At 46.6% G+C, this 26,891-nt stretch carries 24 protein-coding genes; 17 read left to right on the top strand and 7 right to left on the bottom strand.

The window, feature by feature from the left end; genetic code table 11:
- Positions 1 to 140: 140 nt before the first annotated feature.
- Positions 141 to 1,412, bottom strand: a complete 1,272-nt coding sequence (locus JJU34_RS03235) for a DUF5103 domain-containing protein (RefSeq protein ID WP_228690890.1) — start codon at positions 1,410 to 1,412, stop codon at positions 141 to 143.
- Between the two features lie 38 nt (positions 1,413 to 1,450).
- Entirely contained in the window at positions 1,451 to 3,382 is a 1,932-nt protein-coding gene (abc-f, locus tag JJU34_RS03230; protein WP_228690889.1) for a ribosomal protection-like ABC-F family protein, read from the bottom strand.
- 228 nt (positions 3,383 to 3,610) lie between these two features.
- Here abc-f and typA point away from each other — a divergent pair, with 228 nt between their 5' ends.
- The 3 genes from typA to JJU34_RS03215 all read left to right on the top strand — a co-directional run bounded on the left by typA (position 3,611) and on the right by JJU34_RS03215 (position 6,843).
- Positions 3,611 to 5,422: a translational GTPase TypA gene (gene typA, locus JJU34_RS03225; RefSeq protein ID WP_228690888.1), complete on the top strand. Its 1,812-nt coding sequence runs from the start codon at positions 3,611 to 3,613 to the stop codon at positions 5,420 to 5,422.
- A 91-nt stretch (positions 5,423 to 5,513) separates the two neighbouring features.
- Positions 5,514 to 6,488, top strand: a complete 975-nt coding sequence (gene pfkA, locus JJU34_RS03220; protein WP_228690887.1) for a 6-phosphofructokinase — start codon at positions 5,514 to 5,516, stop codon at positions 6,486 to 6,488.
- A 10-nt stretch (positions 6,489 to 6,498) separates the two neighbouring features.
- Positions 6,499 to 6,843 (top strand): hypothetical protein, encoded by a 345-nt coding sequence (locus JJU34_RS03215; protein WP_228690886.1) that lies wholly within the window; start codon positions 6,499 to 6,501, stop codon positions 6,841 to 6,843.
- Here the strand turns inward: JJU34_RS03215 and miaA are convergent.
- The gene (gene miaA, locus JJU34_RS03210; protein WP_228690885.1) at positions 6,828 to 7,742 is read right to left on the bottom strand and encodes a tRNA (adenosine(37)-N6)-dimethylallyltransferase MiaA; all 915 of its coding nucleotides are present in this window, start codon (positions 7,740 to 7,742) and stop codon (positions 6,828 to 6,830) included. The two genes, JJU34_RS03215 and miaA, sit on opposite strands and share 16 nt — an antisense overlap.
- A 49-nt stretch (positions 7,743 to 7,791) precedes the next feature.
- Between miaA and JJU34_RS03205 the strand changes: the two genes are divergently transcribed.
- The 5 genes from JJU34_RS03205 to JJU34_RS03185 are packed head-to-tail and all read left to right on the top strand — an operon-like array spanning position 7,792 to position 11,537.
- Positions 7,792 to 8,550 (top strand): response regulator, encoded by a 759-nt coding sequence (locus JJU34_RS03205; RefSeq protein ID WP_228690884.1) that lies wholly within the window; start codon positions 7,792 to 7,794, stop codon positions 8,548 to 8,550.
- Positions 8,543 to 8,923, top strand: coding sequence for a response regulator (locus tag JJU34_RS03200; protein WP_228690883.1), 381 nt, complete (start codon positions 8,543 to 8,545; stop codon positions 8,921 to 8,923). The genes JJU34_RS03205 and JJU34_RS03200 overlap by 8 nt, the downstream gene beginning before the upstream one ends.
- Positions 8,924 to 8,926: 3 nt before the next feature.
- Complete coding sequence (locus JJU34_RS03195) at positions 8,927 to 9,205, top strand: hypothetical protein (protein ID WP_228690882.1); 279 nt, start codon at positions 8,927 to 8,929, stop codon at positions 9,203 to 9,205.
- On the top strand, positions 9,202 to 9,963 hold the full coding sequence (locus tag JJU34_RS03190; protein ID WP_228690881.1) for an MBL fold metallo-hydrolase: 762 nt from the start codon (positions 9,202 to 9,204) through the stop codon (positions 9,961 to 9,963). The genes JJU34_RS03195 and JJU34_RS03190 overlap by 4 nt, the downstream gene beginning before the upstream one ends.
- 2 nt (positions 9,964 to 9,965) lie before the next feature.
- The gene (locus tag JJU34_RS03185; RefSeq protein WP_228690880.1) at positions 9,966 to 11,537 is read left to right on the top strand and encodes an NFACT RNA binding domain-containing protein; all 1,572 of its coding nucleotides are present in this window, start codon (positions 9,966 to 9,968) and stop codon (positions 11,535 to 11,537) included.
- 53 nt (positions 11,538 to 11,590) lie between these two features.
- Here JJU34_RS03185 and pyk read toward each other — a convergent pair whose 3' ends face one another.
- Complete coding sequence (gene pyk / locus JJU34_RS03180) at positions 11,591 to 13,021, bottom strand: pyruvate kinase (RefSeq protein WP_228690879.1); 1,431 nt, start codon at positions 13,019 to 13,021, stop codon at positions 11,591 to 11,593.
- A 17-nt stretch (positions 13,022 to 13,038) separates the two neighbouring features.
- Positions 13,039 to 13,467 carry an IPExxxVDY family protein gene (locus JJU34_RS03175; RefSeq protein ID WP_228690878.1) on the bottom strand — a complete coding sequence of 143 codons (429 nt, stop codon included), beginning with the start codon at positions 13,465 to 13,467 and terminating at the stop codon, positions 13,039 to 13,041.
- 149 nt (positions 13,468 to 13,616) lie between these two features.
- Here JJU34_RS03175 and JJU34_RS03170 point away from each other — a divergent pair, with 149 nt between their 5' ends.
- The 5 genes from JJU34_RS03170 to JJU34_RS03150 are packed head-to-tail and all read left to right on the top strand — an operon-like array spanning position 13,617 to position 18,920.
- Positions 13,617 to 13,853 carry an acyl carrier protein gene (locus JJU34_RS03170; protein WP_010855324.1) on the top strand — a complete coding sequence of 79 codons (237 nt, stop codon included), beginning with the start codon at positions 13,617 to 13,619 and terminating at the stop codon, positions 13,851 to 13,853.
- A 20-nt stretch (positions 13,854 to 13,873) separates the two neighbouring features.
- The gene (fabF, locus tag JJU34_RS03165; RefSeq protein ID WP_228690877.1) at positions 13,874 to 15,127 is read left to right on the top strand and encodes a beta-ketoacyl-ACP synthase II; all 1,254 of its coding nucleotides are present in this window, start codon (positions 13,874 to 13,876) and stop codon (positions 15,125 to 15,127) included.
- 2 nt (positions 15,128 to 15,129) lie between these two features.
- The gene (gene rnc / locus JJU34_RS03160; RefSeq protein ID WP_228690876.1) at positions 15,130 to 15,873 is read left to right on the top strand and encodes a ribonuclease III; all 744 of its coding nucleotides are present in this window, start codon (positions 15,130 to 15,132) and stop codon (positions 15,871 to 15,873) included.
- Positions 15,874 to 15,911: 38 nt separating this feature from the next.
- Complete coding sequence (locus JJU34_RS03155) at positions 15,912 to 17,762, top strand: nitrilase-related carbon-nitrogen hydrolase (protein WP_228690875.1); 1,851 nt, start codon at positions 15,912 to 15,914, stop codon at positions 17,760 to 17,762.
- A gap of 33 nt (positions 17,763 to 17,795) precedes the next feature.
- On the top strand, positions 17,796 to 18,920 hold the full coding sequence (locus tag JJU34_RS03150; protein ID WP_228690874.1) for a prolipoprotein diacylglyceryl transferase: 1,125 nt from the start codon (positions 17,796 to 17,798) through the stop codon (positions 18,918 to 18,920).
- Between the two features lie 16 nt (positions 18,921 to 18,936).
- Here the strand turns inward: JJU34_RS03150 and yidD are convergent, their stop codons facing one another.
- Positions 18,937 to 19,158: a membrane protein insertion efficiency factor YidD gene (gene yidD / locus JJU34_RS03145; RefSeq protein WP_228690873.1), complete on the bottom strand. Its 222-nt coding sequence runs from the start codon at positions 19,156 to 19,158 to the stop codon at positions 18,937 to 18,939.
- 73 nt (positions 19,159 to 19,231) lie between these two features.
- Here yidD and JJU34_RS03140 point away from each other — a divergent pair, with 73 nt between their 5' ends.
- The 3 genes from JJU34_RS03140 to JJU34_RS03130 all read left to right on the top strand — a co-directional run bounded on the left by JJU34_RS03140 (position 19,232) and on the right by JJU34_RS03130 (position 23,706).
- Positions 19,232 to 20,689 carry a BamA/TamA family outer membrane protein gene (locus tag JJU34_RS03140; protein WP_366512669.1) on the top strand — a complete coding sequence of 486 codons (1,458 nt, stop codon included), beginning with the start codon at positions 19,232 to 19,234 and terminating at the stop codon, positions 20,687 to 20,689.
- Between the two features lie 81 nt (positions 20,690 to 20,770).
- The gene (locus JJU34_RS03135; RefSeq protein WP_366512668.1) at positions 20,771 to 21,598 is read left to right on the top strand and encodes a hypothetical protein; all 828 of its coding nucleotides are present in this window, start codon (positions 20,771 to 20,773) and stop codon (positions 21,596 to 21,598) included.
- Positions 21,595 to 23,706, top strand: coding sequence for a helix-hairpin-helix domain-containing protein (locus JJU34_RS03130; RefSeq protein WP_228690872.1), 2,112 nt, complete (start codon positions 21,595 to 21,597; stop codon positions 23,704 to 23,706). Before JJU34_RS03135 ends, JJU34_RS03130 begins: the two co-directional genes overlap by 4 nt.
- Positions 23,707 to 23,723: 17 nt before the next feature.
- Here JJU34_RS03130 and mscL read toward each other — a convergent pair whose 3' ends face one another.
- A complete protein-coding gene (gene mscL / locus JJU34_RS03125) occupies positions 23,724 to 24,155 on the bottom strand; it encodes a large-conductance mechanosensitive channel protein MscL (protein ID WP_228690871.1) in 432 nt (143 codons plus the stop codon).
- Positions 24,156 to 24,262: 107 nt separating this feature from the next.
- On the opposite strand from mscL, the gene JJU34_RS03120 reads away from it, so the two are divergent.
- Complete coding sequence (locus JJU34_RS03120) at positions 24,263 to 26,356, top strand: S9 family peptidase (protein WP_366512667.1); 2,094 nt, start codon at positions 24,263 to 24,265, stop codon at positions 26,354 to 26,356.
- Positions 26,357 to 26,891: the final 535 nt, after the last annotated feature.

Below are 26,891 nucleotides of genomic sequence, written 5' to 3'. Positions count from 1 at the left end.
GCAAGCAGGATATGTGTTCTTATCAGATTACTACCAAAAGGTTAGAGTCAAAACTTAAAGAACCGCCCTGTACCGAACGGTACGCAGGGTGGTGTGAGAGGACAGATAGGGAACTAATCCCTATCTTCCTACTCGATTGCTTAGAACCTTCGTTTGTTTGGGTTCAATACCGTGTAGCCGATGAGTTCATCGTAGCGCGAGCCCATGTCCCGGTAATAGAAGAAAATTTCGTACTCATTTTCCGTTTGAAAATGCGAACCTTCAAAAGGCTCCGTGTTCCAACCGTCCGCGGACTTCAACCCAAACTGATAGTCGTACCATCCCTGTTTGAGAAAAAGCGTTGCTTGGTAGTGCTGTTTTTGCCGATCATACGCCATCTGGGCATCCGGACTTGCACCCCACTGTGTCAATGCCCCCAAAATGTAAGGAGGCTGGGGTAATTCTGGTGATTTTAAGTGGAAGGTGACTAAAATGTATTCACTCTCCAAATGATGGTTTTGGCGCTCCACATTCATGATGACGAATTGACCATTTAGATCCAAATACTCCAAGTATCCCTGCCCCTTTCGGCTTTCGTCGACACCTGCCTCCGCAAATACCACGTCTTCCTCCATTTTAACCGAGGCGATGTTGCGTCCTCGTGTTCTGACATACCGTAGGTCTACGAACCGAAATTCATTTCCGGCCTGAAAAGTGTTGCTTCCGTCAAAAAGGCGGTAATCGATTTGCCTCAGGTCTTCCCGGATAAAGGTGGGCTTCAGCCCGTAGATAGCTTGGTCCCAGCGTTGGTTTTGACGGATCACGATCTTGGTATTGTTGGTCGGGTCCAAAAGTTCCCGATTAGAATAATTGACTACCACGTCGATTTGCTGGGAAGACTGTCTATCCGCAGTATTACTGGGTGGCACCACGCTGGCCCCGATATTTACCTGATTTTGAAAAACCATAAACCTTCTGGTAATTACGGTGTTTGACTCGTTTCGTCCGCGATACACTTTGACGATGTAATTGCCTGTCTTGGTTACGCGGGGTAACAGGAAGGTATAGTGGATGTAGGGAATGCGGGTATTGATCCCGTACTCGTATTCGTTTACGTTAAATTCATTGAACTGTGAGAGGTAGTCGGCCTCCCGGAGCCTGGACGGTGTCCAATCCACGTTGCAGTGAATGATCTTTGCGGAGTATAGATCGGCTTCATAGGCGATATCGTCAAAGGTCAACACCAAAGGTGCCGGTGCATTTAGGGAGATAACCGGTGGATTGGTTTGACTGGACACGTCAGCAGAGGCGGGGAAGAGCCTTACGGTCTGAATATTTTCGTCGAAGGTCTTGTCTTCAAAGGGTGTCTGCGCAACCGCACTGGCCTGTATCAGCAATACAATCAAATGAAGCATGAGGGCGCGTAGGACCATAGGTTTGTTGTTTTAGGTGGATTTAGGGTATGGTAGCCTCAAACGAGTTCAGCTTGTAATTTTTCAACCTCGCCGGCCAATTCTTCCCACGCATCGTTGAGGGTGGATTCTTTATCCAATAACGCCTGATACTCCTTGTTTAGTTTTTCGAGTTCGGTCGTTTTTTCGTAAATCTCAGGATCTGCCAGACGGCTTTCCAGTTTTACCTTGAGATTTTCCAGCGAACTGATGTTGGATTCTAGGGCCTCCAGTTCCTTTTCTTTCTGTTTCAGCGTTTTTTTCAGCTGATTTTGAACTACCTGATCGACGGTTTTTACCGGCTGAACTTCTTTTTTCTCTTTCTTGGGGGATTCTGTGGTGTTGGCAGGTTTGGAGGCCTGCTGTTCTGACCAGTAGATGTACTCGTCGTAGGATCCAGGATAGACCTTGATTTCCTGATCTTCTATGTACCAGATCTTGTTGGCTACACCCTTGATAAAGTGCCTGTCGTGAGATACGGTGACGAAAGTGCCCTCGTATTGCTGTAGTGCCTGTATCAGAATATTTACTGACTGCATGTCCAAGTGGTTGGTAGGTTCATCCAACAGCAGGAAATTAGCTTCTGAGATCATCGTCTTCGCCAATGCAACGCGGGATTTTTCACCACCGGAAAGGACTTTGATTTTTTTGAAGACGTCGTCGTTGGTGAAAAGAAAACAGCCCAATACGTTTCTTAGCTCGGTTTCTGATTTTTTGCTGCCGGACTGAGCCAGTTCCTGCAGGATCTCGTTGTTAATGTCAAGGGCCTCTAACTGATGCTGAGCGAAGAACGATTTGATGACGTTGTACCCTTCCTCTCGATCACCTTCGATTTTTTCGGATCCATCGATGATCCGCAATAGCGTAGATTTACCCTTCCCATTTGCTCCTATCAACGCAATCTTGTCGCCACGCTCGATTCTTGCGCTGGTGTTTTTCAGGATTTGTATGGCTCCGTAAGCCTTGGATACATTGTCCAAAACCACCACGTCCCTGCCGGATCGCTGGGTGAATTTGAATTTGAAATTTACCGAAACCTCATCACTTACTACTTCCGATACCCGGTCCATGCGTTCAAGGGCTTTGATACGGGACTGAACCTGGTTGGACTTGGTAGCTTTTGCCCGGAAGCGTTCGATAAACTTCTCGGTTTGCTTGATCATCTGTTGCTGATTCTCAAAGGCATTTTGCTGGATTTCTTCGCGTCCAGCCTTTTCCCTTTTATAATAGTCGTAATTGCCAGCGTAGCTTGTAAGGGTTTCCCTGGATACTTCGACGGTGATTTCCGTTGCATTGTTCAAAAAAGTACGGTCGTGAGAAACCACTACGACGGCCCCTTCGTAGTTTTTCAGGTAGTTTTCTACCCATTGAATGGACGGCAAGTCAAGGTGGTTGGTTGGTTCATCCAGCATCAGCAGTGCGGGTTTCTCCAAAAGCAGCTTTGCCAGCATCACCCGCATGCGCCAGCCTCCGGAAAAGGTTTTTAAGGGGCGGGACAAGTCGGATGTTGAAAAACCGATGCCTTCCAGTACCTCTTCCGCCTTGGCTTTGATCGTGTACCCCTCATGTGCTTCAAACCGATCTTGTAGGTTTGCTAACTTTTCAATGATCGCGTCCGAGTGGTCTGTTTCCATCTGCTCCAATACCCTATCTATTTCAGCTTGTAGGGCAAGTGTCTCCTTGAACGCTTCCAAGGCTACATCCAGGATGCTGTCCTCGGATTGATAGGACAGCAGGTCTTGGTTTAGGAAGCCGATGGTACAGTCATTGGATTTTTGTACTTCACCGCTGCTAGGGGCCAAATCCCCGTTAATGATCTTTAGGAGAGTGGATTTTCCGGTACCATTCTGGCCCACCAAGGCAATTTTGTCTTTTGGCCGGATATGTAGCGAGGCATTTTCGTACAGGGCTCGTCCTCCTATGAAATAGGACAGGTTGTTGATTGAAAGCATAGTGCAAATTTAGAAAAATCCAGTCATATATCCTTCCACCGCACCGTACACCATTCGGTCTGTATTGAAAAGTGGTTTTGATACGTTATTTTTGCATGGTGTTTTTGTTAAATAATGCTATAAAATTTTTGAATGAGGATTTTTATGTTAGAAAAATCTTATTCCATGGATAGATCAAGCTTTTTTCCGAATTTTATTCTTACTTTTGCACCTTAATAAAAAATCAACATGCAGAGTATCCGTAACATAGCGATCATCGCTCACGTAGACCACGGCAAAACAACACTCGTGGATAAGATCATCCACGCATCTAAGATCTTTCGGGAAAACCAGCAATTTGAGGACCTGATACTGGACAACAACGATCTGGAAAGAGAAAGGGGAATCACCATTCTTTCCAAGAACGTATCGGTCAGGTATAAAGACGTAAAAATCAACATCATCGATACTCCTGGTCACGCCGACTTTGGCGGAGAAGTGGAACGTGTACTGAAGATGGCGGATGGCGTAATTCTGCTTGTTGACGCATTCGAGGGTCCTATGCCACAGACGCGCTTTGTACTTGGCAAAGCCTTGGCACTTGGTTTGACCCCTATTGTGGTCGTGAATAAGGTTGACAAAGAAAACTGCCGTCCCGATGAAGTTCATGAGGCGGTGTTTGACCTGATGTTTAACTTGGACGCCACAGAGGAGCAACTGGATTTCCATACGCTGTATGGTTCGGCCAAGCAAAACTGGATGGGACCTGATTGGCAAAACCCTACGGATTCTATCCTTCCGCTCCTCGATGCCATTGTGGAGTGTATACCGGAGCCAAAGATTGAAGAAGGTACCCTACAGATGCAGATCACTTCCTTGGATTTTTCCAACTTTGTAGGCAGGATTGCCATCGGTAGAGTAAAAAGGGGTACGATAAAAGAAAATGCCCAACTGACACTGTGTAAATCAGACGGCAGCCTGAAAAAGGTGAAAGTGAAGGAATTACACGTGTTTGAAGGGCTGGGTAAGGTGAAGGTTTCCGAAGTGATGGCCGGAGATATCTGCGCTGTTACAGGTATCGATGATTTTGAAATCGGCGATACCTTGGCCGACTTGGAAAACCCGGAACCATTGCCGCGTATTTCCATTGATGAGCCAACCATGAACATGCTATTTACCATCAATAATTCGCCGTTTTTTGGCAAAGAAGGTAAGTTTGTAACTTCGAGGCACCTTAGGGATAGGTTGTTTAAAGAGACGGAAAAAAACCTGGCATTGAAAGTAGAGACTACCGACTCCGAGGATAAGTTTTTGGTGTACGGAAGGGGAATCCTTCATTTGTCCATATTAATAGAAACCATGCGGCGCGAGGGATACGAGCTACAAGTAGGGCAGCCGCAGGTGATTTTTAAAACCATCGACGGCCAGCGCCACGAGCCCATCGAAACCCTTTCGGTAGATGTTCCGGAGACCACCGCAGGAAAAGTAATCGAGTTGGCAACTCAGCGTAAGGGGGAATTGCTGGTAATGGAACCAAAGGGAGACTTGCAGCATTTAGAGTTCAAGATACCTTCCAGAGGATTGATCGGGCTGCGAAACAACGTGCTAACGGCTACGCAGGGGGAGGCGATTATGAATCACCGATTCACTGCCTACGAACCATACAAAGGAACGATACCAGGCAGAATCAACGGTTCTTTGATTTCTATGGAGGGAGGCGCATGTACCGCCTACGCGATTGATAAATTGCAGGATAGGGGTATATTCTTCGTCGATCCAGGAGAGGAACTTTACGGAGGTCAGGTAATTGGTGAGCATACCCGTGACAATGACATCGTGGTGAACGTTCAAAAAGGCAAAAAGCTGACGAACATGCGGGCTTCTGGCTCGGACGAAAATACCAAGATCGCCCCGGCGAAAAAGTTTTCACTGGAGGAGGCGATGGAATATATCCAAAAAGATGAATATCTGGAGATAACGCCCAAAAGTATCCGGATGAGAAAGATCTATCTGGATGAAAATGAACGAAACCGGAAATCGAAAGAGCAACAAGCCGTTTGACAACTGAAAGGATGATTTTAACCAATCATCCTTTTTTTGACGGCATGGGCGATTAACTAGCCTCCATTTTACGATCAAACCTAACTTAATTATGAAGAGAATAGCAGTTTTTACTTCAGGCGGAGATTCACCAGGCATGAATGCCTGTATTAGGTCCGTTGTACGTACAGGTATCTATCACGGGCTAGACGTGTTTGGAATATTATATGGGTACGACGGGATGATTGGTGGAAACATCAAGAAAATGGCTTCCCACTCGGTTAGTAATATCGTACAGAGAGGAGGCACCATTCTTAAGTCGGCGCGTAGTGAGGGATTTAGGACGAAAGAGGGGCGAAAGAAGGCCTTCGAGGAATTATCCAAGCACGGCATAGAGGGATTGGTGGCGATAGGTGGTGACGGCACCTTTACCGGAGCCAAGCTTTTTTTTGAGGAATACGGTATTCCGACCGTAGGATGTCCCGGTACCATAGACAACGACATCTATGGTACGGATTATACCATTGGGTTTGATACGGCGGTAAACACGGCCATGGAGGCCATTGACAAGATACGGGATACGGCAGCCGCGCACGATCGGATTTTTTTTATTGAGGTAATGGGTAGGGACAGCGGATATATAGGGATTGAATGCGGAATAGGTGGAGGCGCAGAACTGGTGATGGTCCCCGAAACCAAGACGACTATCGAAGATGTGGTCAAGTCGCTGAAAGGACTCCGAAAGTCAAAGACTTCCAGTATCATTATCGTTGCCGAAGGGCTTCCATGCGGCGACGCAGCTCAAATCATGGAAAGAGTAAAAGCTAGTTTTAACGACGAAGAAAAGGAGTTTAAAGTAACTACCCTGGGGCACATCCAACGCGGAGGTAACCCTACTGCCAAAGACAGGCTGCTAGGTAGCAGGATGGGGCTGGCTGCGGTAGAGGGCTTGTTGAAAGGGGAATCCAATTGTATGGCTGGAGTCATCAATGATCAGGTGGTGTATACGCCATTTGCTGACTGCATCTCTAAGGACAAGCCCCTTAAAAACGATTACCTGAGGTTGCAGGAAATATTGAGTATTTAAAAGATAGATTATGGGATTTGTGCCGATTTTCATTACACTGGGAGGATTCGTTTCGCTGTTTGCCCTACTTGTGCACTACAATATGGGGGTGAAAAAAAAGCGTTACTTGGCCATATTGGCAGATTTACACGTGCTGCTTGGCCATTCGCCAACCACACCGCTGCCCTTAGATCTTAAAGCGTTAGAAGGCCATTACCAGCGAATGAGAGTCGGTACAGCAATCCGTTCCGAGGATCTGGAGAAAGTAAGGTTGCTCCTACAGGACGCAAAACGGGAGCGCCACAACTATATGCAACTCATTCAGACGAAGCCCTATGCGTTTGTGGCAAAATTATTCGGTCACCGGGCTATCTGATTCAGGATAAATGACTCTATTTCATTCAATGCATCGGGGTGAAACCAATGGTAGTCCGGATCTTTTCTAAGCCAAGTGAGCTGCCGCTTGGCATACCTTCTGGAATTTCTTTTCAGTAATCGGATGGCTTCTTCCCGATCGTACAGCCCATCCATATATCCGAATATTTCGGTGTAGCCTACAGTTTGCAGCGCATTGAGGTGTCGGTAGGGATACAGTTCTTTTGCTTCTTCAAAAAGTCCTTCGTCTATCATTTGATCCATCCGCAGGTTAATCCGCTGATACAGTTCATCCCGGTCTCTAATCAGGGCTATTTTAAGGATATGAAAGGGACGTTCAGCGCTTTTTTTTATACGGAAGCTACTGTAGGGCTTGCCGGTTCCCATACAAACTTCTAGAGCCCTAATCACCCGTTGTGGGTTCTGAAGGTCCACGATGGCGTAGTAGTCTGGATCCATTGACTTCAGTTGATTTTGCAGGACAGATAATCCTTCCTTGCGAAACAAGTCGTTTAGCTCCTCTCTCCACTTGGGATCGATATCCGGCATCACGTCCAGTCCATAGACCACCGCATCGACGTAAAGGCCCGATCCTCCCGTTAAAATAATGGGATTGTAGGTGGGGAATTCCTGTTTCAGTAGTTCTAGAACCTCCGTTTCATAGCGCCGAACATCGTAGGAATCGTGAATAGAGTGGCTATTGATGAAATGGTGCGGTACCATTTCCAGCAGATTTGGGGCTGGTTTGGCAGTCCCTATATTCATTTCCCTAAAAAATTGTCTGCTGTCTGCGGATATGATAAAAGTATTAAATTTTTTGGCTAAATTTATGCATAAATCGGTTTTGCCTACTGCGGTTGGACCCGAAATGATCAAAAGTGTGTTTGTTTGCTGCTTCAAGCGGAAGGAATTATTAGGAGAAGTGCGGCTAAATTAATAAATTTTAGACATGAAAAATAAAATAGTCCTCATAGTAGATGATAATGCGTTGAATAGGAAGGTTTTTGAAAATATTCTCATGCATAATTATTCATTTGATTCTGCTGTAGACGGATTAGAAGCAATCGAGAAACTGAAGGCAGGCAAATACGACTTGGTGTTGATGGATATACAAATGCCGCGTTTGGACGGTATATCAGCCCTCAAGCAGATACGGGAAGATAACCTCACCCAAAAGCCGGTCATAGCGGTTTCGGCGTATTCAAACCAAGCTGATAGGGAGTATTTTTTGTCTACGGGCTTTGACGATTTCATTGCCAAACCTGTAAAGCCCAAAGATTTGTTGGAAACGATTCGCTTTCATTTAGAAGCGCAGGAACCCAGCGATTCCCTGACCGAAATGACACCTCAGACGACGGGTAGTTTGGACGACTCTGTGATTCGGCAATTGTTGAAATTTAATTCTTTGGAAAATATCCGTTCTGTTTACGTAGATTTCATAGAAGAAGCAGATAATTTAGTCGGAGAAATAAAAAAATTGCTAATTTTAAAGAATTTTAATGAAATTGGAGAAAAGTTACATATCATCAAAGGAAATTCGGGCACTTTGGGTATCAACGATGTTTTTGAGATATCAGCCAACTTTGAATCAGACATAAAGAGTTCGCGTTATGAAAACGCCGAGGAACATTATTTTTCCTTGGAGAAGAGTCTAGAGCGTTTTCGGGAAAAATTGTTAAACAATAAACTATTCGATAAATATGAGTGAATCCAAAAGAGTGTTGGTGGCGGAGGACAGTTCAGTAATCATCAATCTGACAAAGAATGTGTTGGCATTTGATAATTACATCATAACGTCCGTAAAGAACGGGAAGCAGGTCTTGGAAAAACTTCAGAACGAAGATTTCGATGTGATTTTAATGGATATCAACATGCCCGTCATGGACGGCATTACCTGCACCCAAGCGATTAGAGCGCTTCCAGATAAGAAGAAGTCCAAAATTCCTATTATTGCCATCACAGGCAACTACAAGAACTTCACGCTGGACGACTTTATCCAAGTGGGTATGGACGATTATGTGCAAAAGCCGCTAGATTATGATTTGCTGCTATCTACAGTAAGGAAATATGCCTATAAATAGGGTATGGCCATAAAGTATACCAAAACTTACTTGGACAAGATCGAAAACCTTTTCGCACAATCTGCCTATCACCTCAGATACGAAAAAGGTAATTTTAAGTCCGGCTATTGCATTTTAAAAAACACCAAAGTAGTCATCGTAAACAAATACTTCACCTTAGAGGGCAAGATCAATGCGCTGCTGGATATTATTAAAGAGTTGCAATTGAACCCTAAGTCATTTGAAGACAAAAAGGCCCAGGAATTCTTGGCAGAATTACAACAAACCGAATTAAAGCTTTGAAGGTTACTTTTCTTGGAACAGGGACTTCTCAGGGGGTTCCGGTGATCGGCTGTGACTGTGAGGTATGTAAATCACTTGATTTTAGAGACAAACGACTACGATCGTCCATTCATTTGGAGGTGCAGGGTCGCAGTTTTGTCATTGACACCGGGCCGGACTTTCGGGCCCAGATGCTGCGCGAATCAATCAGAAGGCTAGATGCGGTCATTTATACCCACGAACACAAAGATCACACGGCAGGTATGGATGATATACGTCCATTCAATTACAAGCAGGAAGGCGATATTCCCATCTATGGGACCGCCAAGGTAATCAATCAATTGAAAGAGGAGTTTTCCTACGTGTTTGCGGCTAAGAAATACCCCGGTGTACCAGGAGTACTGGTACATGAAATTACCAATCAGCCTTTCGACGTACAGGGGGTACGTATTACTCCGGTAGAAGTCATGCACCATCGGATCCCCGTCTTTGGCTACCGAATTCGGGATTTTGTGTATATTACTGATGCCAATAAAATAGCACCCACGGAGATTGAAAAGGTAAGGGGATGCAGGGTGCTTGTTCTAAATGCTCTTCAGATTCAGCCTCATATTTCACACTTTAACTTGGAAGAAGCTCTTCAAATGGTAGCGCTCATTCAGCCAGAGCGCACCTATTTTACCCATATCAGCCATCGACTGGGGACGGTGGGGCAAATCGAGAAAATGTTGCCAAGGGATATCTCTCTCGCTTACGATGGGCTTCAACTCACTCTTTGATTATGCACCTAAATTACCACTTTTTTAAGTTCCTCTGTCCTGCGCTTCATGCTCGGTTGGAGGGTTTACGGCTGACTGCCTGTTTTAGCCAAAACAAAGATGAGTTGGTGTTATCGTTTGAGGGAGCGGAGGTTCCGCCTTTCTACATGGTAGCACATCAATTGCCATCGGCTACCTGTATTTATTTTCCGATAGACTTTAAAAGGAGTAAGCGGAATAATGTGACATTATTTCCTGAGATTTTGGGACAGGAAGTTTCTTCGGTTCACCTCTTTGCTTTTGAGCGGTCGTTTGCGATACGATTTGAAGGAGAATCACAGTTGGTATTCAAGATGCACGGGAGTAGGAGCAATGTGCTTTATTATCCGACCGGGGCAAGCCTGCCGGCATCTTTGTTTAGAAACGCACTGAGAGACGATGCTACATTGGATGTAAGGACCTTGGATCAGTCACTTGCTTTAACCAAGGAGCGGTTTGACCAACTACAAGGCAACGCCGCCCAGTTTTTGCCGACCTTGGGAAAGCTGCCCAGAGCATGGCTGAAAGATAGGGGGTATCTGGAACTGGAGCAGGACCAGCGGTATCGGTTGATGCAAGAGGTAATAGACCTGCTGGAGGCTCCCTTATTTTCCATTTTTAGACAGGAAGAAAAGTACCTTCTTACGCTGCTGCCCTGTCCCGATGCGGAGTTTTCATCGGAGGATCCCTTAGCAGCCTGCAATGCCTATTTTCAGAAAGCGGTCATCCGGCAGGGCTTTGAAATGGAGAAACGGCAGCTCGTGAAAACGCTGCGGGACCACCTACAAAAGACTGAAAACTATCTTCGAAAGACCTATGATAAGTTGGGTGAGTTGGAGTCAGAAACCTCGCCTGGACAGTTGGCGGATATCATTATGGCCAATCTGCATCAGATTCCAGCTGGCACAGAACAGGTGGAGCTATATGATTTTTATCAAGATAAAACCATCATCATACATCTAAAGAGAGATCTTTCACCCCAGAGGCAGGCGGAAAACCTGTACCGCAAAGCAAAGAATAGGAAAATCGAGCTGCGGCAACTCGAGAAAAACCTGCAGGAAAAGGAGGCGTTGTTGGAAGTTTTAACCAAGGATTTAGGGGAGGCGTTGAAACTGGATCATCACAAAGCTCTGCGAGTGTTTATGAAGGAAAAGGGATTGCTGGCAGAATCAAAGCAACAGCAGGAGCCAATGCCTTTTAAGCGCTTTTCTGTGGAAGGCTATGACATATTGGTAGGGAAATCCTCCAAAGCCAACGACGAGATGTTGAGGAGGTTTGCTTGGAAGGATGATTTATGGCTTCATGCGAAGGGTGTATCCGGCTCGCACGTGATAGTAAAGCATCGGGCAGGGGCAGTTTTTCCCAAGTCGGTCATCGAGCGAGCAGCCGCATTGGCTGCATATTATTCTAAGAGCCGAACGGACAGTCTTTGTCCTGTCATCTATACACCCGTGAAGTTTGTGAGAAAAGTAAAGGGATCTGCACCGGGAGCGGTCATGGTCGACCGGGAGAAGGTGTTAATGGTACAGCCCCAAGGGCCAGAATCTGAGATATAAAAAAGGCAGCCCGATAAGAGGCTGCCTAGTAGCACAATACTTGGGAATGTGCATCAGGTTACTTGATGAATTTTTAGCATGTTGGTTCTACCCTTCGACTTCAATGGCATACTGGCTGTATTAATGATAATATCCCCTTCGGACACGTGATTGTTATCCTTTAGGATATCCTGAATATCCTGGAAGGTGGCATCCGTGGATATCTGGTTGTCGTAGAAAAAGGCCCGCACACCCCACACCAGGCTGAGCTGGGTGATCAGTGATGCATTGCTGGTAAAGATGAAGATATTGGCCGAGGGGCGATGCGAGGAAAGCCGGAACCCTGTGAACCCCGACGTAGTGATTCCTACGATAGCCTTTGCTTTTACGTTTCTGGAAAGCCTACTGGCCATCAGCAATAGGTTATTGCTTAGAAAGCTATCTGTGTCTTCCGGTATCTTGTAGAGGTTGTGGTAGATGTCTCCATTTTCTTCAATGTAACCGATTACGCTGGTCATGGCTTTCACCGCTGCAATGGGGTATTTTCCGGAGGCTGTTTCCGCGGAGAGCATCACCGCATCTGCACCGTCCAATACTGCGGTAGCGACATCGTTGGTCTCTGCACGGGTAGGACGAGGGTTGACGATCATACTTTCCATCATCTGGGTAGCTATGATTACCGGCTTGCTTGCTTGCTTGCATTTCTCTACCATGGTCTTTTGCCAAAGTGGCACGACTTCCATAGGTACTTCTACGCCCAAATCTCCCCGAGCTACCATGATCGCATCTGTCGCCGCAATAATGGCATCGATATTTTCCAGCGCCTCTGGTTTTTCGATTTTTGCTACAATCTTACAGTTTTTGCCCGCGCGCTCGATTCGCTCTCTCAAGTCTGTAATATCATCTGCAGATCGCACGAACGAAAGGGCTATCCAATCCACGTTGTTTTCCAGCCCAAATTCCAAGTCTTCCAAGTCTTTTTCCGTCAGTGAGGGGGCGCTGACTCTGGTGTTGGGCAGGTTGATTCCTTTTCTGGATTTCAAAATCCCACCATGCACCACGGTGCACATGACGTTTTTTCCATCGGTACTCAGTACGACTAGTTCCAGATTTCCATCATCGATCAGGATCCGGTCTCCAGGCACCACATCATTGGGGAGGTTTTGATAGACGGTACTTACTAGGCTGGGGGTTCCTATCACCGGGTCATTCGTGATGGTGATCTGCTCTCCCGGTTTGATAACTACGCCGTTATTTTCCACTTCGCCTACACGGATCTTGGGGCCTTGAAGGTCTTGTAGAATACCGATGGTCAGGTTGTGTTCTTTATTTATCTTGCGGATGATTTCTACGACATTTTTGTGTCCTTCGTGGTTGCCGTGCGAAAAGTTCAGCCTAAATACGTCGGCACCGGCCATAGCCAGCTCGGTCAACACTTCTTCATTATTACTCGCAGGCCCTACCGTGGCCAAAATTTTTGTTTTGTTGTAGATAGGTACTCTCATTTTACTTTTTTTAGTGTTTAATAAGTTAGTAGGTTATCCCTTGATTTCAGTTTGGTGATATCCAGTTTTACGACATTCTGAACGCCCCTTAATTTTGAAAGGCGCTCAATATACATATTTAGGTCCAACCCATCCGCCTTATCCTGAAATAACAGGAAGTAATCCATGATTTTCAGTTCCGGGACCAGAAATCGGGCCTGTCCTGCCAACGGATATGACTTATTTCGCAACAATTGGATAAAGCCGAAATCTTTTTCCAGTAGGTATTGAGAAATAATCAGCGTAGGCTGGTTGGTAAATTCCATGGTGTAATCCGCACTTTTTTTCAACTCCAAACCGAGGCAGTTATTGATCATCCAAGCCATCTTATAGTCCTTCAAGGGAGCTACAAGGCCTAAAAGATCAAAATCGTATGTTGACTCAATCAGGAGTTTGCTTTTCTTCATTTAGGAAGAATTTAAAAAAACAAAGTTAGAAATTTTATCTCAACTTCTATCTTTGCGGGGAAGTTCTTAAATTTAGTCTGTCTTTTTTTTTGACATTAAGGTTTTAAATAATTTTCTTTGCGGAGTGTTTTAACTAAACTGATCACAAAATGTCTGAAATTGCACAAAAAGTAAAAGCCATTATCGTTGATAAATTGGGCGTAGAAGAGTCTGAAGTTACTCCTGAGGCTAGCTTCACCAATGATCTGGGCGCTGATTCCCTAGACACGGTAGAACTTATCATGGAGTTCGAAAAGGAGTTCAACATTTCTATTCCCGATGACCAAGCTGAGCAAATCGGTACTGTGGGTCAGGCGGTTAGCTATTTGGAGGCTAACGTAAAATAATCCATACTTAAAATCATTCTATGAATTTAAGAAGAGTAGTTGTAACAGGTTTAGGTGCCCTCACACCTATCGGTAATACCGTTCCTGAATTTTGGAAGGGTTTGTCGTCAGGGGTGAGTGGTGCTGCGCCTATTACCAGGTTTGACGCCAGCTTGTTCAAGACGCAGTTTGCCTGTGAGGTGAAAAACCTTCATGTGGAGGACCATCTTGACCGAAAGGAAGCCAGGAAAATTGACCCATACGCTCAGTATGCGATGATTGCAGTGGATGAAGCCATGCAGGATTCAGCAATTGACTTGGAAAAAATCAACCTGGTGAGAGCCGGAGTGATTTGGGGTTCCGGAATCGGGGGACTGAAGACGTTTCAGGACGAAGTAACTTCGTTTGCCACCGGAGATGGAACACCGAGATTTAACCCTTATTTTATCCCTAAGATGATTGCAGATATCGCCGCAGGCTTTATCTCTATCAAGTACGGGTTTCAAGGGCCAAACTTCGCTACGGTATCTGCCTGTGCATCTGCTACCAATGCGCTAATTGATGCCTTCAACTACATCCGCTTGGGAAAAGCGGATATTTTCATCACAGGTGGGTCGGAAGCGGCCGTTACGGAAGCGGGAGTTGGTGGGTTCAACGCGCTCAAGGCGCTCTCCCAACGAAATGATTCTCCCGAAACTGCTTCCAGACCTTTTGACAAGGACAGAGATGGATTTGTGTTAGGGGAGGGTGCAGGAGCCATTATCCTGGAGGAATATGAACATGCTAAAGCCAGAGGTGCCAAAATCTACGCTGAACTCGTAGGAGGCGGTATGACAGGAGATGCTTATCACATGACCGCTCCCCATCCAGAAGGGAGAGGTGCGGCGAATGTGATGAAATTTGCCCTGGAAGATGCAGGGATGAATCCAGAGGATATTGATTATATAAATGTACATGGAACTTCTACTCCACTTGGAGACCTAAGCGAAGTAAGGGCTATACAGCAGGTTTTTGGCGAGCATGCTTACAACTTGAACATTAGCAGTACCAAGTCCATGACTGGACACTTGCTAGGTGCCGCAGGGGCTGTAGAGGCTATAGCAAGTATCCTTGCCATGAACAATAGTTTGGTACCCCCAACTATTAATCACTTCACCGACGACGACGAGCTGGATAACCAATTGAATTTAACCTTTAATAAAGCCCAAGAGCGCGTTATTAATGCTGCATTGAGCAACACGTTTGGATTTGGAGGGCACAATTGCTCGATCATCTTTAAAAAACTAACCGAGTAAATTTGAGGGTTTTACGTTTACTGCGGATTCACGAGCTTGGATATAGTAAACAAGATAAAAGGCTTGCTTCCGCTATCAAATTGATAGTGGGGAGCAAGCCTTTAAACTTATCCCTGTATCGGCTTGCACTCAGGCACGCTTCGGCGGCCGAAGAGCTGAAAAATGGTATAAAGATCTCTAACGAGCGCCTAGAGTATCTGGGAGATGCGGTATTGGGTACCATTGTAGCCGAGTATCTTTTTATGAAATTCCCGTACCGGGACGAGGGGTTTTTGACCGAGACACGGTCCCGGATCGTGAACAGGGAGTCTCTAAACCATGTGGGAATGAAGCTGGGCCTCCCTAGCCTTGTAGAATCAGGATCTGCGTCCAGAAATCCATTTGCATTTAAATCCATGTACGGAGATACATTAGAGGCATTGATCGGCGCCATTTATTTAGACCGAGGATATCGCTTTTGCCGTACTTTTGTCTGCCGCAGGCTGATATTGCCTCACTTTGACATCGATAATATCATCAACACCACTACCAATTTTAAGAGTAAAATCATCGAGTGGTCACAGCGCGACAACAAAGAAGTTGATTTTAAGCTAATTTCAGTGTCCGGCGCACAACGATTTAAGGAGTTTATTGTTGAATTACAGGTGGATGGGCAGTCGTTTGCGGAGGGCAAAGGCCCTACAAAGAAGAAAGCGGAGCAGGAGGCTGCTAAACTAGCCTGTGAGAAACTTCAAATGCCCATCTAACCTGCATTACCTATCCTAACTACCCATTACTTACCCCTATGGCATCTATCAAACTTGGCGGTGCGACAGTTAATCAAACGCCCTTGGACTGGGAAGGAAACCTGGGGAACTTGGTGTCCGCCATCCGAGAGGCCAATGAACACCAGGTGCGTTTACTTTGTTTACCAGAGCTCAGTATAACAGGATACGGCAGCGAAGATCTTTTTTTGAGCTACTGGTACCCTAAAAAGGCGCTTTCCAGCCTACGGAAGCTATTGCCCTACACGAAGGGCATTACCGTCTGTGTGGGCCTTCCTGTACGGGTAGGACAGCAGGTGTACAACTGTGTGGCAATAGTAGAAGACCAACAACTGATGGGGTTCGTTGCCAAACAATTCTTGGCCATAGATGGCGTACACTATGAGTATCGGTGGTTTACGCCTTGGAAGGCCGGAGAGGTTATTACTTTCGATTTTTTCGGGGAGGAAGTGCCTTTGGGTGACCTGGTGTTTACCGTGGATGGTTTTAAAGTCGGTTTGGAAATCTGTGAAGACGCTTGGCGTGGAGATCAACGTCCTGGGTTTCGTCTTAAGGATAGGAAAGTAGACATCATTCTCAATCCCAGTGCCAGCCATTTTGCTATGGGAAAAAGCCGGCAGCGGGAAACCTTGGTGAAGGAGAGTTCCCAAGCGCTGGATGTTATCTATTTTTATGTGAACTTACTGGGTAATGAATCCGGGAGAATGATTTTTGACGGAGAGGTTTTACTGGCTCAGAACGGTAAGTTGCTAATGAAAAATGAGCTCCTTTCCTTTTCTAGTCATCAACTGCTTACCTATCGGATTGAAAAAGGGCAAATGCCTAATGGCGGTTTAAAGCCCGCCCACCATAAGAACGAAGAATTCACCAGGGCTGCTGCCCTTGCGTTGTTTGATTATTTGAGAAAGAGCCGCAGTGGAGGGTTTGTTCTTTCCCTCAGTGGCGGGGCAGACTCCTCGTCCATTGCGGTACTGGTGGCAGAAATGGTCCGAAGGGGCGTGGCGGAATTGGGCATGGAGCGTTTCCTCCAAAAACTTCGTCTAGGGGCCCCATTAAATGCAAATAGTTCGATCCGGGAAGTGGTAAGCGTGCTGTTTACGGTAGCCTACCAGGGAACGGAAAACTCTTCCGAGGCCACACTGGCAAGTGCGCGGATGTTGGCGGAAAGCATTGGTGCAGTGTTTCATCAGTGGAGTATTTCCGAGGAGGTAGCCTCCTACACCCGAAAGATCGAGCATGCCCTAGGGCGCAAACTTACTTGGGAGGCAGATGATCTGGCCCTCCAAAATATACAGGCGAGGGCCAGATCGCCCATTATCTGGATGCTTGCCAATATCAAAAATGCACTTCTGCTGACCACATCCAATAGAAGCGAGGGAGATGTGGGCTATGCAACGATGGATGGCGATACCAGCGGTAGCATTTCCCCTATTGCAGCCGTAGATAAGCATTTCATCCTTCAGTGGCTTCAGTGGGCGGAAAAGGACTTAGGTTATGAGGGATTAATGGGCGTGAATGGGCTGCAGCCTTCCGCCGAACTTCGACCCTTGGAGAACAAGCAGACCGATGAGGATGACCTCATGCCCTATGCTGTAATCGTTGCGATAGAGCGGCTTGCGATCCGTGACAGACGCAGTCCCTTGGATGTGTACCTAATACTCAGCGAAGAGCTGGAGTTGGATTCCGCCCTGTTGAAAAGCTATGTAGCCAAGTTTTTCCGGCTCTGGTCCAGAAATCAATGGAAAAGAGAGCGGTTGGCCCCTTCGTTCCACTTGGATGAGTTTAACGTAGATCCAAAGACATGGTATCGCTTCCCAATTCTATCCGGAGGTTATGAGGAGGAATTGAAGGAATTGGACGGTTTAGACTGATAATAGTGTTATTTTAGCCAAAATTTAATGATCATGATGGAGTCGGTTTTATCGTATGTGGTGTGGAGTCCCCATCCCGCCGTTTTTTCTGGTTTTGAGCGTCTGAGGTGGTACAGCCTGCTTTTTGCGTTGGGATTTATTATATCCCAGCAGATTATGATGTATATCTACCGTAAGGAGGGACACGATGAGCGATTGGTAGACCGACTCACGATTTACATGGTCTTGGCTACAATTTTGGGTGCTAGGTTGGGCCATGTACTTTTTTATGAACCAGACAAGTATTTGAGTAATCCGATTGATATCCTGAAGGTATGGGAAGGAGGACTTGCCAGTCACGGGGCAGCTTTAGGGATCCTTTTTGCGCTTTGGCTATATGCCCGCAAGACCCCCGGGCAAAACTATCTCTGGGTGGTGGACAGGATTGTGATCGTTGTGGCGATGACGGGAGCAATGATCCGTGTCGGCAACCTAATGAACTCAGAAATTGGTGGTAAAGCAACCGGTACTGACAGTGGTTTTGTGTTTGCCCGTGATGCAGAGGAAATACTAGAGACACTAAAGCTTCCACTACAGGAAGTGAAGGCGTATAAGCCAACGGATCGTACCGATGAGCTACAAGGCAACGGGATCGTACCGGTAAATTTCGACCTTCGTGTGGCGAAGGGAGGATATGAGGAGGTTGAGTTGAATGAAGCGATCGCCCGGGACGTGAAATATGCCCTGACGCGCTTTAGAAGCTCGCAGAAATACTTGGCTGAGGATAGTGCTTCACCGTTGGATTTTTCGGTAGCCGACAAAGGGGATCATTACTTGGTGACCGTGCGGACTTTTGGAATAGCCAAATATCCCACGCAGATTTATGAGTCAATTTCTTATTTCGTCATATTCTTAGCCTTGTATTTCGGTTGGAGAAAGTATCAGGCCAGAATCCCGGAAGGGCTGTATCTAGGGATATTTTTGGTGTCCGTTTTTGGGATGCGGTTTATCTGGGAATTCATGAAGGAGGTTCAGGTTGATTTTGAAGAATCGCTCACTTTTAACATGGGGCAGGCCTTAAGTATCCCGCTGGTGTTGGCAGGCATCGCTTTGATCATTTACTCCATAAAAAAGGGTACACCTCCGTATGCCAAACCATCCGGCAGGGTAGAGAGTTAACAGGAAGATTCCGGATTCAGGGTACGGGGTCGTGCCCGTGTCCGCCCCAAGGGTGGCATTTGGCTATGCGCTTAATGCCCAACCAGCCTCCTTTGCGGACTCCATGTCTGGAAATGGCTTCCTTCATGTAATGAGAGCAGGTGGGCGTGAACCTACAGGAGGGTGGAAAAAGCGGGGAGATGAGGTATTGGTATACCAGTATCGGAAAGATGGCGATTTTCTTGATTACTTCTTTCAACTTTTGGCCGTTTGTATACTAAATCCTTTATTTGATGGTTTAGTTCTAGTATGTCCATAAAATAGGGATACGATTGAAATTTTATGCAGACCATATGTTGCTGAAGATCATTTGCCTGTTTGGCTTGGTTTCATTCCTTCCCCTGAGTGCGGCAGCCCAAATTCAGTCAGATTTGGAGGAGATAGACATTACTGTGCCCAAGCAGGTGACAGTAAATGCCATCTTTATCGTGGGCAACGAGAAGACCCGGAAAAACATCATTTCACGTGAGATGGACATAACCGAGGGAGTTACCTACGACTGGGAGGAGTTTGTGGCGATGCTCACAGCGGATCAAAAGAAAATTTACAACCTGTTGCTGTTCAATACAGTGGATATCAAGCCGTATTTTGTGGCAGACAATCAGGTAGAGGTGCTGGTGTCTGTTACAGAGCGTTGGTATATTCTGCCCAGTGTGATTTTTACGTTGGCCGACCGTAACTTTTCAGAGTGGTGGATCAACCAAAACAGGGATTTTTCCCGCGTCAACTACGGCATCAAGCTGGACCACAATAACGTGGGAGGAAGGAACGAAAAGCTGAGGTTGGTGGGGCAATTGGGGTTTACACAAGCCTTTGATATTCAGTATAGCAAACCATACATAGACAGAAAGCAGTTGCATGGGCTTTCTGCTCGTTTCAATTATTTCACCAATAAGACCATTGCCGTACGCTCCAGTGACAATCGACAGGTGTTTTACACCAACGATAACGAAGACGTACTCCGGAGAGCCATGAATTCGTTGCTGAGTTATTCCTATAGAGGCAGCTACTATAATTTTCATTCGGCAGCATTTGGATACCACCAAAGCACGATCCACGAAGACGTGCTGCTGCAAAACCCCTTCTATTTTCCCCAAAACGGAACCCGGCTCAGCTATTTTTTCGCTTCGTACAACTACCGTCACGATAAGCGGGACAACAATGCCTACGCCACAGATGGGGAATACTTGAGCATGGGTGTAAACAAATACGGACTCTTCTCCCGTGACAACATCAATGAGACGGAATTCACGTTAATCGCAAACCGGTATTTGCCGCTAGGAGGGAAGTTTCATCTGGCGAGCGGCCTTTCAGCCTCTGCTTTTTTGAGTCCACGGCAGCCTTACACGTTGGTTCGGGGTGTGGGTTACAAGCCCGATTTTATCCGGGGGTATGAGGTGAATGTGATAGAGGGACAACAGCTCGCTGTACATAAAAACAGCCTGCGTTTTGAACTACTCAACGTGGCATTTGACATTTCTTCCTACATGCCCATCGATGAGTTTGCCGTATTTCCCTTCAAAGCCTATATAAGTGCCAATTTTGACCATGGATATGTCAACGATCGGAATAGACTCCCAGAGAATCTTCGCCTCACCAACCGGTACCTGTATGGCTATGGGGTAGGACTTGACCTCGTGACGCTTTACGATACTGTAATACGTTTTGAATACTCCATCAATGACCAAGGTATGGGTAATTTCTTTATTAACATGAAGGCCCCCTTTTAATTTTCTCTTTTTTGGTTTTGTAAGCTATTTTTTTGTATTATATTTCATCTGGGTTTCCTTTTTTGACCAAACTTCATTTTTATGGGAAGTTTAAAGCTGGTAATATTTGGGTTGCTCTTAACTATACCGCTGGCTACCAACGGACAAAACGGGACTGAGGTGCTCCCGAGGGGTGCCAGGAGTCTAGGTATGGGCCATGCCCATGTGACACTGACCGACGCTTGGTCAGTATTTAACAATATTGGAGCTTTGGCGCAAGTGGACGATTCTCAGGTTTTTGTGGGATATGATCACCGCTTGGGATTGGAAGAGCTTACTACTTTGGGTGCGGGAGGTGTATGGAAGACCAATTCCGGCGCTTGGGGAATTGGATTAGGAACCTACGGGGCAGCGCACTTTAACCAGCAGATTATTGGCTTGGGTTATTCCAATACGTTGGGAATCGCTAGCTTGGGAGCGAAGCTTACGTATTTTCAAACCAACATTGAGGGTTTTGGCCGAGGCGCGGCGCCATTGATTGAGATGGGAGGAGTGGCAGAACTGGGACCTCAGGTGCTGTTTGGCGCACACATTTACAATCTTGGCAGGGCTAGATTAAGCAGGATCACCCAGGAATACCTCCCCACTATCGTGAAGGCAGGTATATCCTATCGTCCAACGGACTTTTTGACTATCAATGCGGAGACAGAAAAGGAAATCTATTTGGATCCGTTGATAAAGATTGGGTTGGAATACTCCATACAGGAGCGTCTTGATCTCCGTACAGGGGTGCACACCCATCCGGGACAGTTGTTTTTTGGTATTGGTTTTCGACCAGGGAGGTACCGCTTCGATTATGCGGTGAATCAGCATCATCAGTTGGGTTTTACCCATCATTTTTCCGTTAACTTACTGTGGAACGAACCATGAGAAGAGTTCTCTTGGGAATGGGCTGGCTGCTTCTGATCCTTCCATGCAGTCCGAAGGGGTATACGCAGCAGGTTTTCAGACCGGAAATTGATATGGAGGCTTTTGTGGAGGAGCTCTTTGCCATGCAGGAGGATGATATGGACTACGAAGACCTCTACGAAAATCTTCTCCAATTGTATTTGAACCCCATCTCGCTAAATAGGACTTATGCCGAAGAGCTCAGTTCCCTGTTTATTCTAAGTCCCCTGCAGATAGCCCGTTTTTTGGAATACAGAGAGCAGGTAGGCCCCTTGGTTTCCCTGTACGAGTTACAGACTATCCCGGATTGGGATCTCGAGACGGTGCAAAAGATGCTTCCCTTTGTGACCTTGGATCAAAGTGGGGTCAGCCGTGGAGGACCGCTATGGCAGCGCATTAAAAGCGAGCGGGATGCCTACCTGATCGTTCGGCACAGACGGGTTTGGGAGACCCGACGGGGTTTTACTCCTCCCGATACCCTGAGTGGGGGCAGGTTGAGCACGAGGTATTTGGGTGATCCAAACGATCTCTATTTGAGGTTTAGAGTGCAACATGCCAAAGATTTCAGCTTGGGCTTTACAGCGGATAAGGATGCTGGGGAATCCTTTGTCTGGGATCCAAACACAAAAAGGTACGGGTTCAACTTTCTTTCTTATCATTTCACTCGCTATCAATGGGGTAGATGGAAGACCCTGACATTTGGGGATTATCAATTGCAGTTTGGGCAGGGGTTAGTATTCGGTGCGGGTTTTGGTGTTGGCAAAGGGGCAGAGACTATCACGACCGTGCGCCGGAGTTCACTGGGTGTGCGACCGTATACTTCCGCTCTGGAGTTTGGTTTTTTCCGAGGTGCTGCGGCGACCTATCAGACGGGGCTTTGGGAGTGGACCGTCATGGTTGGCGACACGCCCCGGGATGCCAGACTTCAGATTCAAACGGATAGTTTGGACATGGAAACGGGTTTTTTCTCTTCTCTGCTACGAAGTGGGCTGCACCGGACACCCTCCGAAATAGCCGCAAAGGCGCAGGGAAGAGAGCGTAACTTGGGAGGGAATGTGCAGTACCGCAGCTTGGATCGCAACTTCCAGTGGGGGGTCAATGCCCTTCACACCAGCTACAGCCAGCCCTTTTTGCCCAATCCCAGGATTTACAATTCCTTTGAATTTCGTGGCCGTGAGAATCACGTGCATAGCACCTACTTTTCCTACAATTACCAGAATTACTTTTTCTTTGGTGAAACAGCCCTGTCCAAAAGTGGCGGAACAGGGTCCGTGCTGGGGCTGATGGCAAGCTTAAGCAGCAAGATGGATGCATCTTTTCTTTGGCGGAAGTATGAACGGCATTTTCACAGCTTTTATGGAAATGCCTTCGCCGAGGGGTCCCGCCCCATCAACGAATCGGGTATGTACCTTGGTCTACAGTACCGCCCCAGCCGGTTGTGGTCTTGGTCCTTTTACTATGACGCTTTCCGGTTTCCATGGATGCGATTTAGAGTCTATGCGCCCTCCAGCGGGCACGAGTGGCTGACACGGGTGAGCTTTAGGCCCGACCGGAATACCCAGGTGTTCCTGCAGTGGAGAGAGGAAGTGAAGGACCGAAACCTCCTGTCGGGAGATCAGGAAGAAAATCATTACCGGCTTATGGCCGGCACCAAACGAAACGGAGTGGTCAGTCTAGACCGACAGTTTAGTCGGGTATGGGGCATGAAGTCTAGGGTGCAGTTCAGCACCTTTGATTTTGCCGGGCGTAAGACAAACGGCTTTGTGGTGATGCAGGACATACAGGCTTCTTGGGAGCGATTCAGTCTTAGCGGGCGATTTGCACTCTTCGATACCGATGATTTTGACAACCGGCAGTATGTATACGAAAAGAACGTGCTCTGGGCATTTTCGGCACCCAATTATTTTGGTCAGGGGATGCGGTATTACCTGCTGGGGCAATGTCGCATCAACCGGCAGTTGACGGTATGGGGGCGATGGGCAAGAACAGCCTATACCGATAGAAGTCGTATCGGTACAGGCCTTCAGGAAATCGATGGAAACACCCTTTCAGAAACTACGCTGCAACTCAGGTATCAGTTTAACCGTTGAGTGCTGCCGGTGAATCCTTAGGAAGGGTTTTTGCTGGTTTTTAGCAAGTCGCGGATTTCCTCCAGTAAGACTTCTGTTTTGTTTACGGTTGGTGGCGGAGGCGTTGTGGCTTTCTCCTCTCTTCGCTTGAGGTTATTGATGAGTTTTACGATCATAAAAATCGCAAAGGCGATGATAGCGAAATCAATGATAACCTGAATAAAGGCGCCATAGCCCATGGTCACGGCAGCAACGGCTTCGCCATCCGCTCCTACCGTTGCTTCTTTGAGCACAATGGCCAAATCGGAAAAATCTACGCCGCCTACCAGCAGTCCGATTGGCGGCATGATGATGTCATTGACCAAAGATGTGACGATTCTGCCAAACGCACCGCCGATCACAACGGCAACTGCGAGGTCTACCACATTGCCACGGACGGCAAAATCTCTAAATTCTTTTAAAAGGCTCATATTTGCGGGCTTTTGGATTTCAATAAAGAATAAACTGACAGGTTTACCCAACAATATAGTGAAATCTCGCTTTTACTGGAGAGAATGGATGAAAATTTAATTTCTTTGTGGCTAGGAAAGCTAACCAAGTAAGAGCGATGATGACAGAAAACCACCCTATACCCCCAATAGCGAAAAAACAGGAGAAGCCCCTTGAGGTCCACGGCCACCTGCGGGTAGACGATTATTATTGGATGAACGACCGGGACAATCCCGAAGTGATCGACTACCTAAATGCCGAAAACGACTACCTCAAGGCGGTGATGGCACCGACTGAAACACTGCAAAATCAACTTTTTGAGGAGATGAAGGGCAGGGTCAAAGAAGACGATGAGTCCGTGCCCTACTTTAAAAATGGGTACTTTTATTATAATCGCTTCGAAAAAGGCTCGGAATATCCCATCTATTGCAGAAAGCAGGGACATTTGGACGCCGAAGAGGAAATTATGTTGGATGTCAACGAGCTGGGCAAAGACAGTGCCTACTACCAAGTGGGTAGTTTGGGTATTTCTCAAAACCAGCAGTTGTTGTGCTATTCCTACGATGCGGTGGGTAGGAGGATTTATAATCTGGCATTTAAAGATCTGGTTCGTGAGCAATTATTGGAGGACCAGCTTCAGGCGGTCACTGGAAACTTTTCTTGGGCCAATGACAATCAGACAATATTCTATGCCCAGCAGGACCCGGAAACCCTACGCTCATTTCGTATTTATAAGCACCGGTTGGGTACTTTTCAGGAGGATGATCTATTGGTGTACGAGGAGACAGACGACACATTTACCTGCCATGTACGTAAGTCGAAATCCCAAAAGTACCTGTACATCGTTTCCCAAAGCACGGTTTCCACTGAATACCGGGTATTGCCGGCTGATCAGCCAGAGGCGCAGTGGCTCTTGGTACAGGCTAGAGAAAGGGATTTGGAATATGAGTTGGAGCATGTGGAGGAGTATTTTTATATTTTGACCAATGCCTTTGGTGCTAAAAATTTCCAATTGATGCGGGCACTTGTGGGAGACTGTGCCAAATCGTCTTGGGAGGAGTATATTCCCCATCGTGAAAATGTGCTGCTGGAGGGAATGGAGGTTTTTAAGAATCATCTAGTGCTGGAAGAGCGATTTTTTGGACTGGGACGGTTGCAGATCAGGTCTTGGGATGGCTTGCAAAAGCATCACATCAAAATGGATGAGCCGGTCTATACCGTTTGGATTGGGCAAAATGCGGAGTATTACACAAATATTCTTCGGTTTGGGTACAACTCGCTGTGCACGCCCAGTTCCATATACGATTACGACATGGATTCGAAATCCAAGGTGTTAATGAAGCAGCAGGAAGTGGTGGGCGGATACAATGCGGCGGACTACCTGTCCGAGCGTTGTTGGGGTGTTGCCCCAGATGGAACAGAGATCCCTATTTCGCTGGTATACAAAAGGGAACTCTTTCGAAAAGATGGATCCAATCCTTTGCTGCTCTATGCCTACGGTTCCTATGGGTATAGTACCGATCCCACCTTCAGCAGTAATCGCCTAAGTCTACTGGATAGGGGGTTTGTCTATGCGATCGCCCATATCCGTGGCGGTCAGGAGATGGGGCGCTACTGGTACGAAGACGGTAAGATGCTAAAGAAGAAAAATACATTCAGCGATTTCATTGCCTGTGCGGAGTATTTGAAACGGGAGCAATACAGCGCCTCTGACCGTCTGTTTGCCATGGGTGGGAGTGCTGGAGGTTTGCTGATGGGTGCGGTAATCAATACAAGGCCTGAGTTGTTCAGGGGAGTTGTTGCTGCGGTTCCTTTTGTAGATGTGGTCACCACCATGTTAGATGAAAGTATTCCCTTAACCACAGGTGAATTTGACGAGTGGGGAAATCCCAAGGACAAAACCTACTACGACTATATGTTGTCCTATTCTCCATACGACAACGTAGCACGGCAAGCCTATCCAAATTTATTGGTTACTTCCGGTCTACACGATAGTCAGGTGCAGTACTGGGAACCCACTAAGTGGGTAGCGAAGCTAAGGGAATACAAAATAAATGACAACCTGCTGTTGCTCCATACCAACATGGTAGCAGGTCATGGAGGAGCTTCAGGTCGCTTTCGAGCACTCCGGGAGCTGGCAATGGAATATGCTTTCATGATTAGTTTGGTGGGGTCAAAGTGATCGGTCTATGCTAGGATCTTTTGATACCTTGTCACTTGCGCGAACATCCGGTTTCGTGCCGTATAGGGTATTGTATTGTCGAACGTTGAAACTATTGATTCGATTTGCTGAAATAGTTGCTTGGAGTGAATTGACCCGGCAGAGTTTTGGTTTTTTTGCGATTGGCAAAGGCACAATGACCAAATTTTGTTTTTGTCCTCGAAAAATGGCCTATGGGGTCTCTTTTCTTGGTCAAATCCATCAGGCGGTTGGGGAGTTGGGGCTATTAGATTTCGTTTTCATAAACATATTTCAGAATCAGAACCTAATCAAGACAATTCCTATAATGACAATTTCCATCCGTGCTATTTCTAACGGTAGGTGCTAGCGAAGTTGGTTTTTTGACAATATTTTGCTATGTTGGAGGTAGTCTAAGGTGTAGCTTAGACAAACGAGGCTTAAACCCAATTGGCCTGACCTAAAGAGCGATAAGGAAGAAGCCGCTGGCGTCTGTAAATGGTGCGTTCATTTACCTTTTTTGCTTTTTGATAACCAT

Source organism: Lunatimonas sp., assembly GCF_020832325.1.
Taxonomy (GTDB): domain Bacteria; phylum Bacteroidota; class Bacteroidia; order Cytophagales; family Cyclobacteriaceae; genus Lunatimonas.
This window is presented reverse-complemented; position numbering and strand designations above follow the sequence as displayed.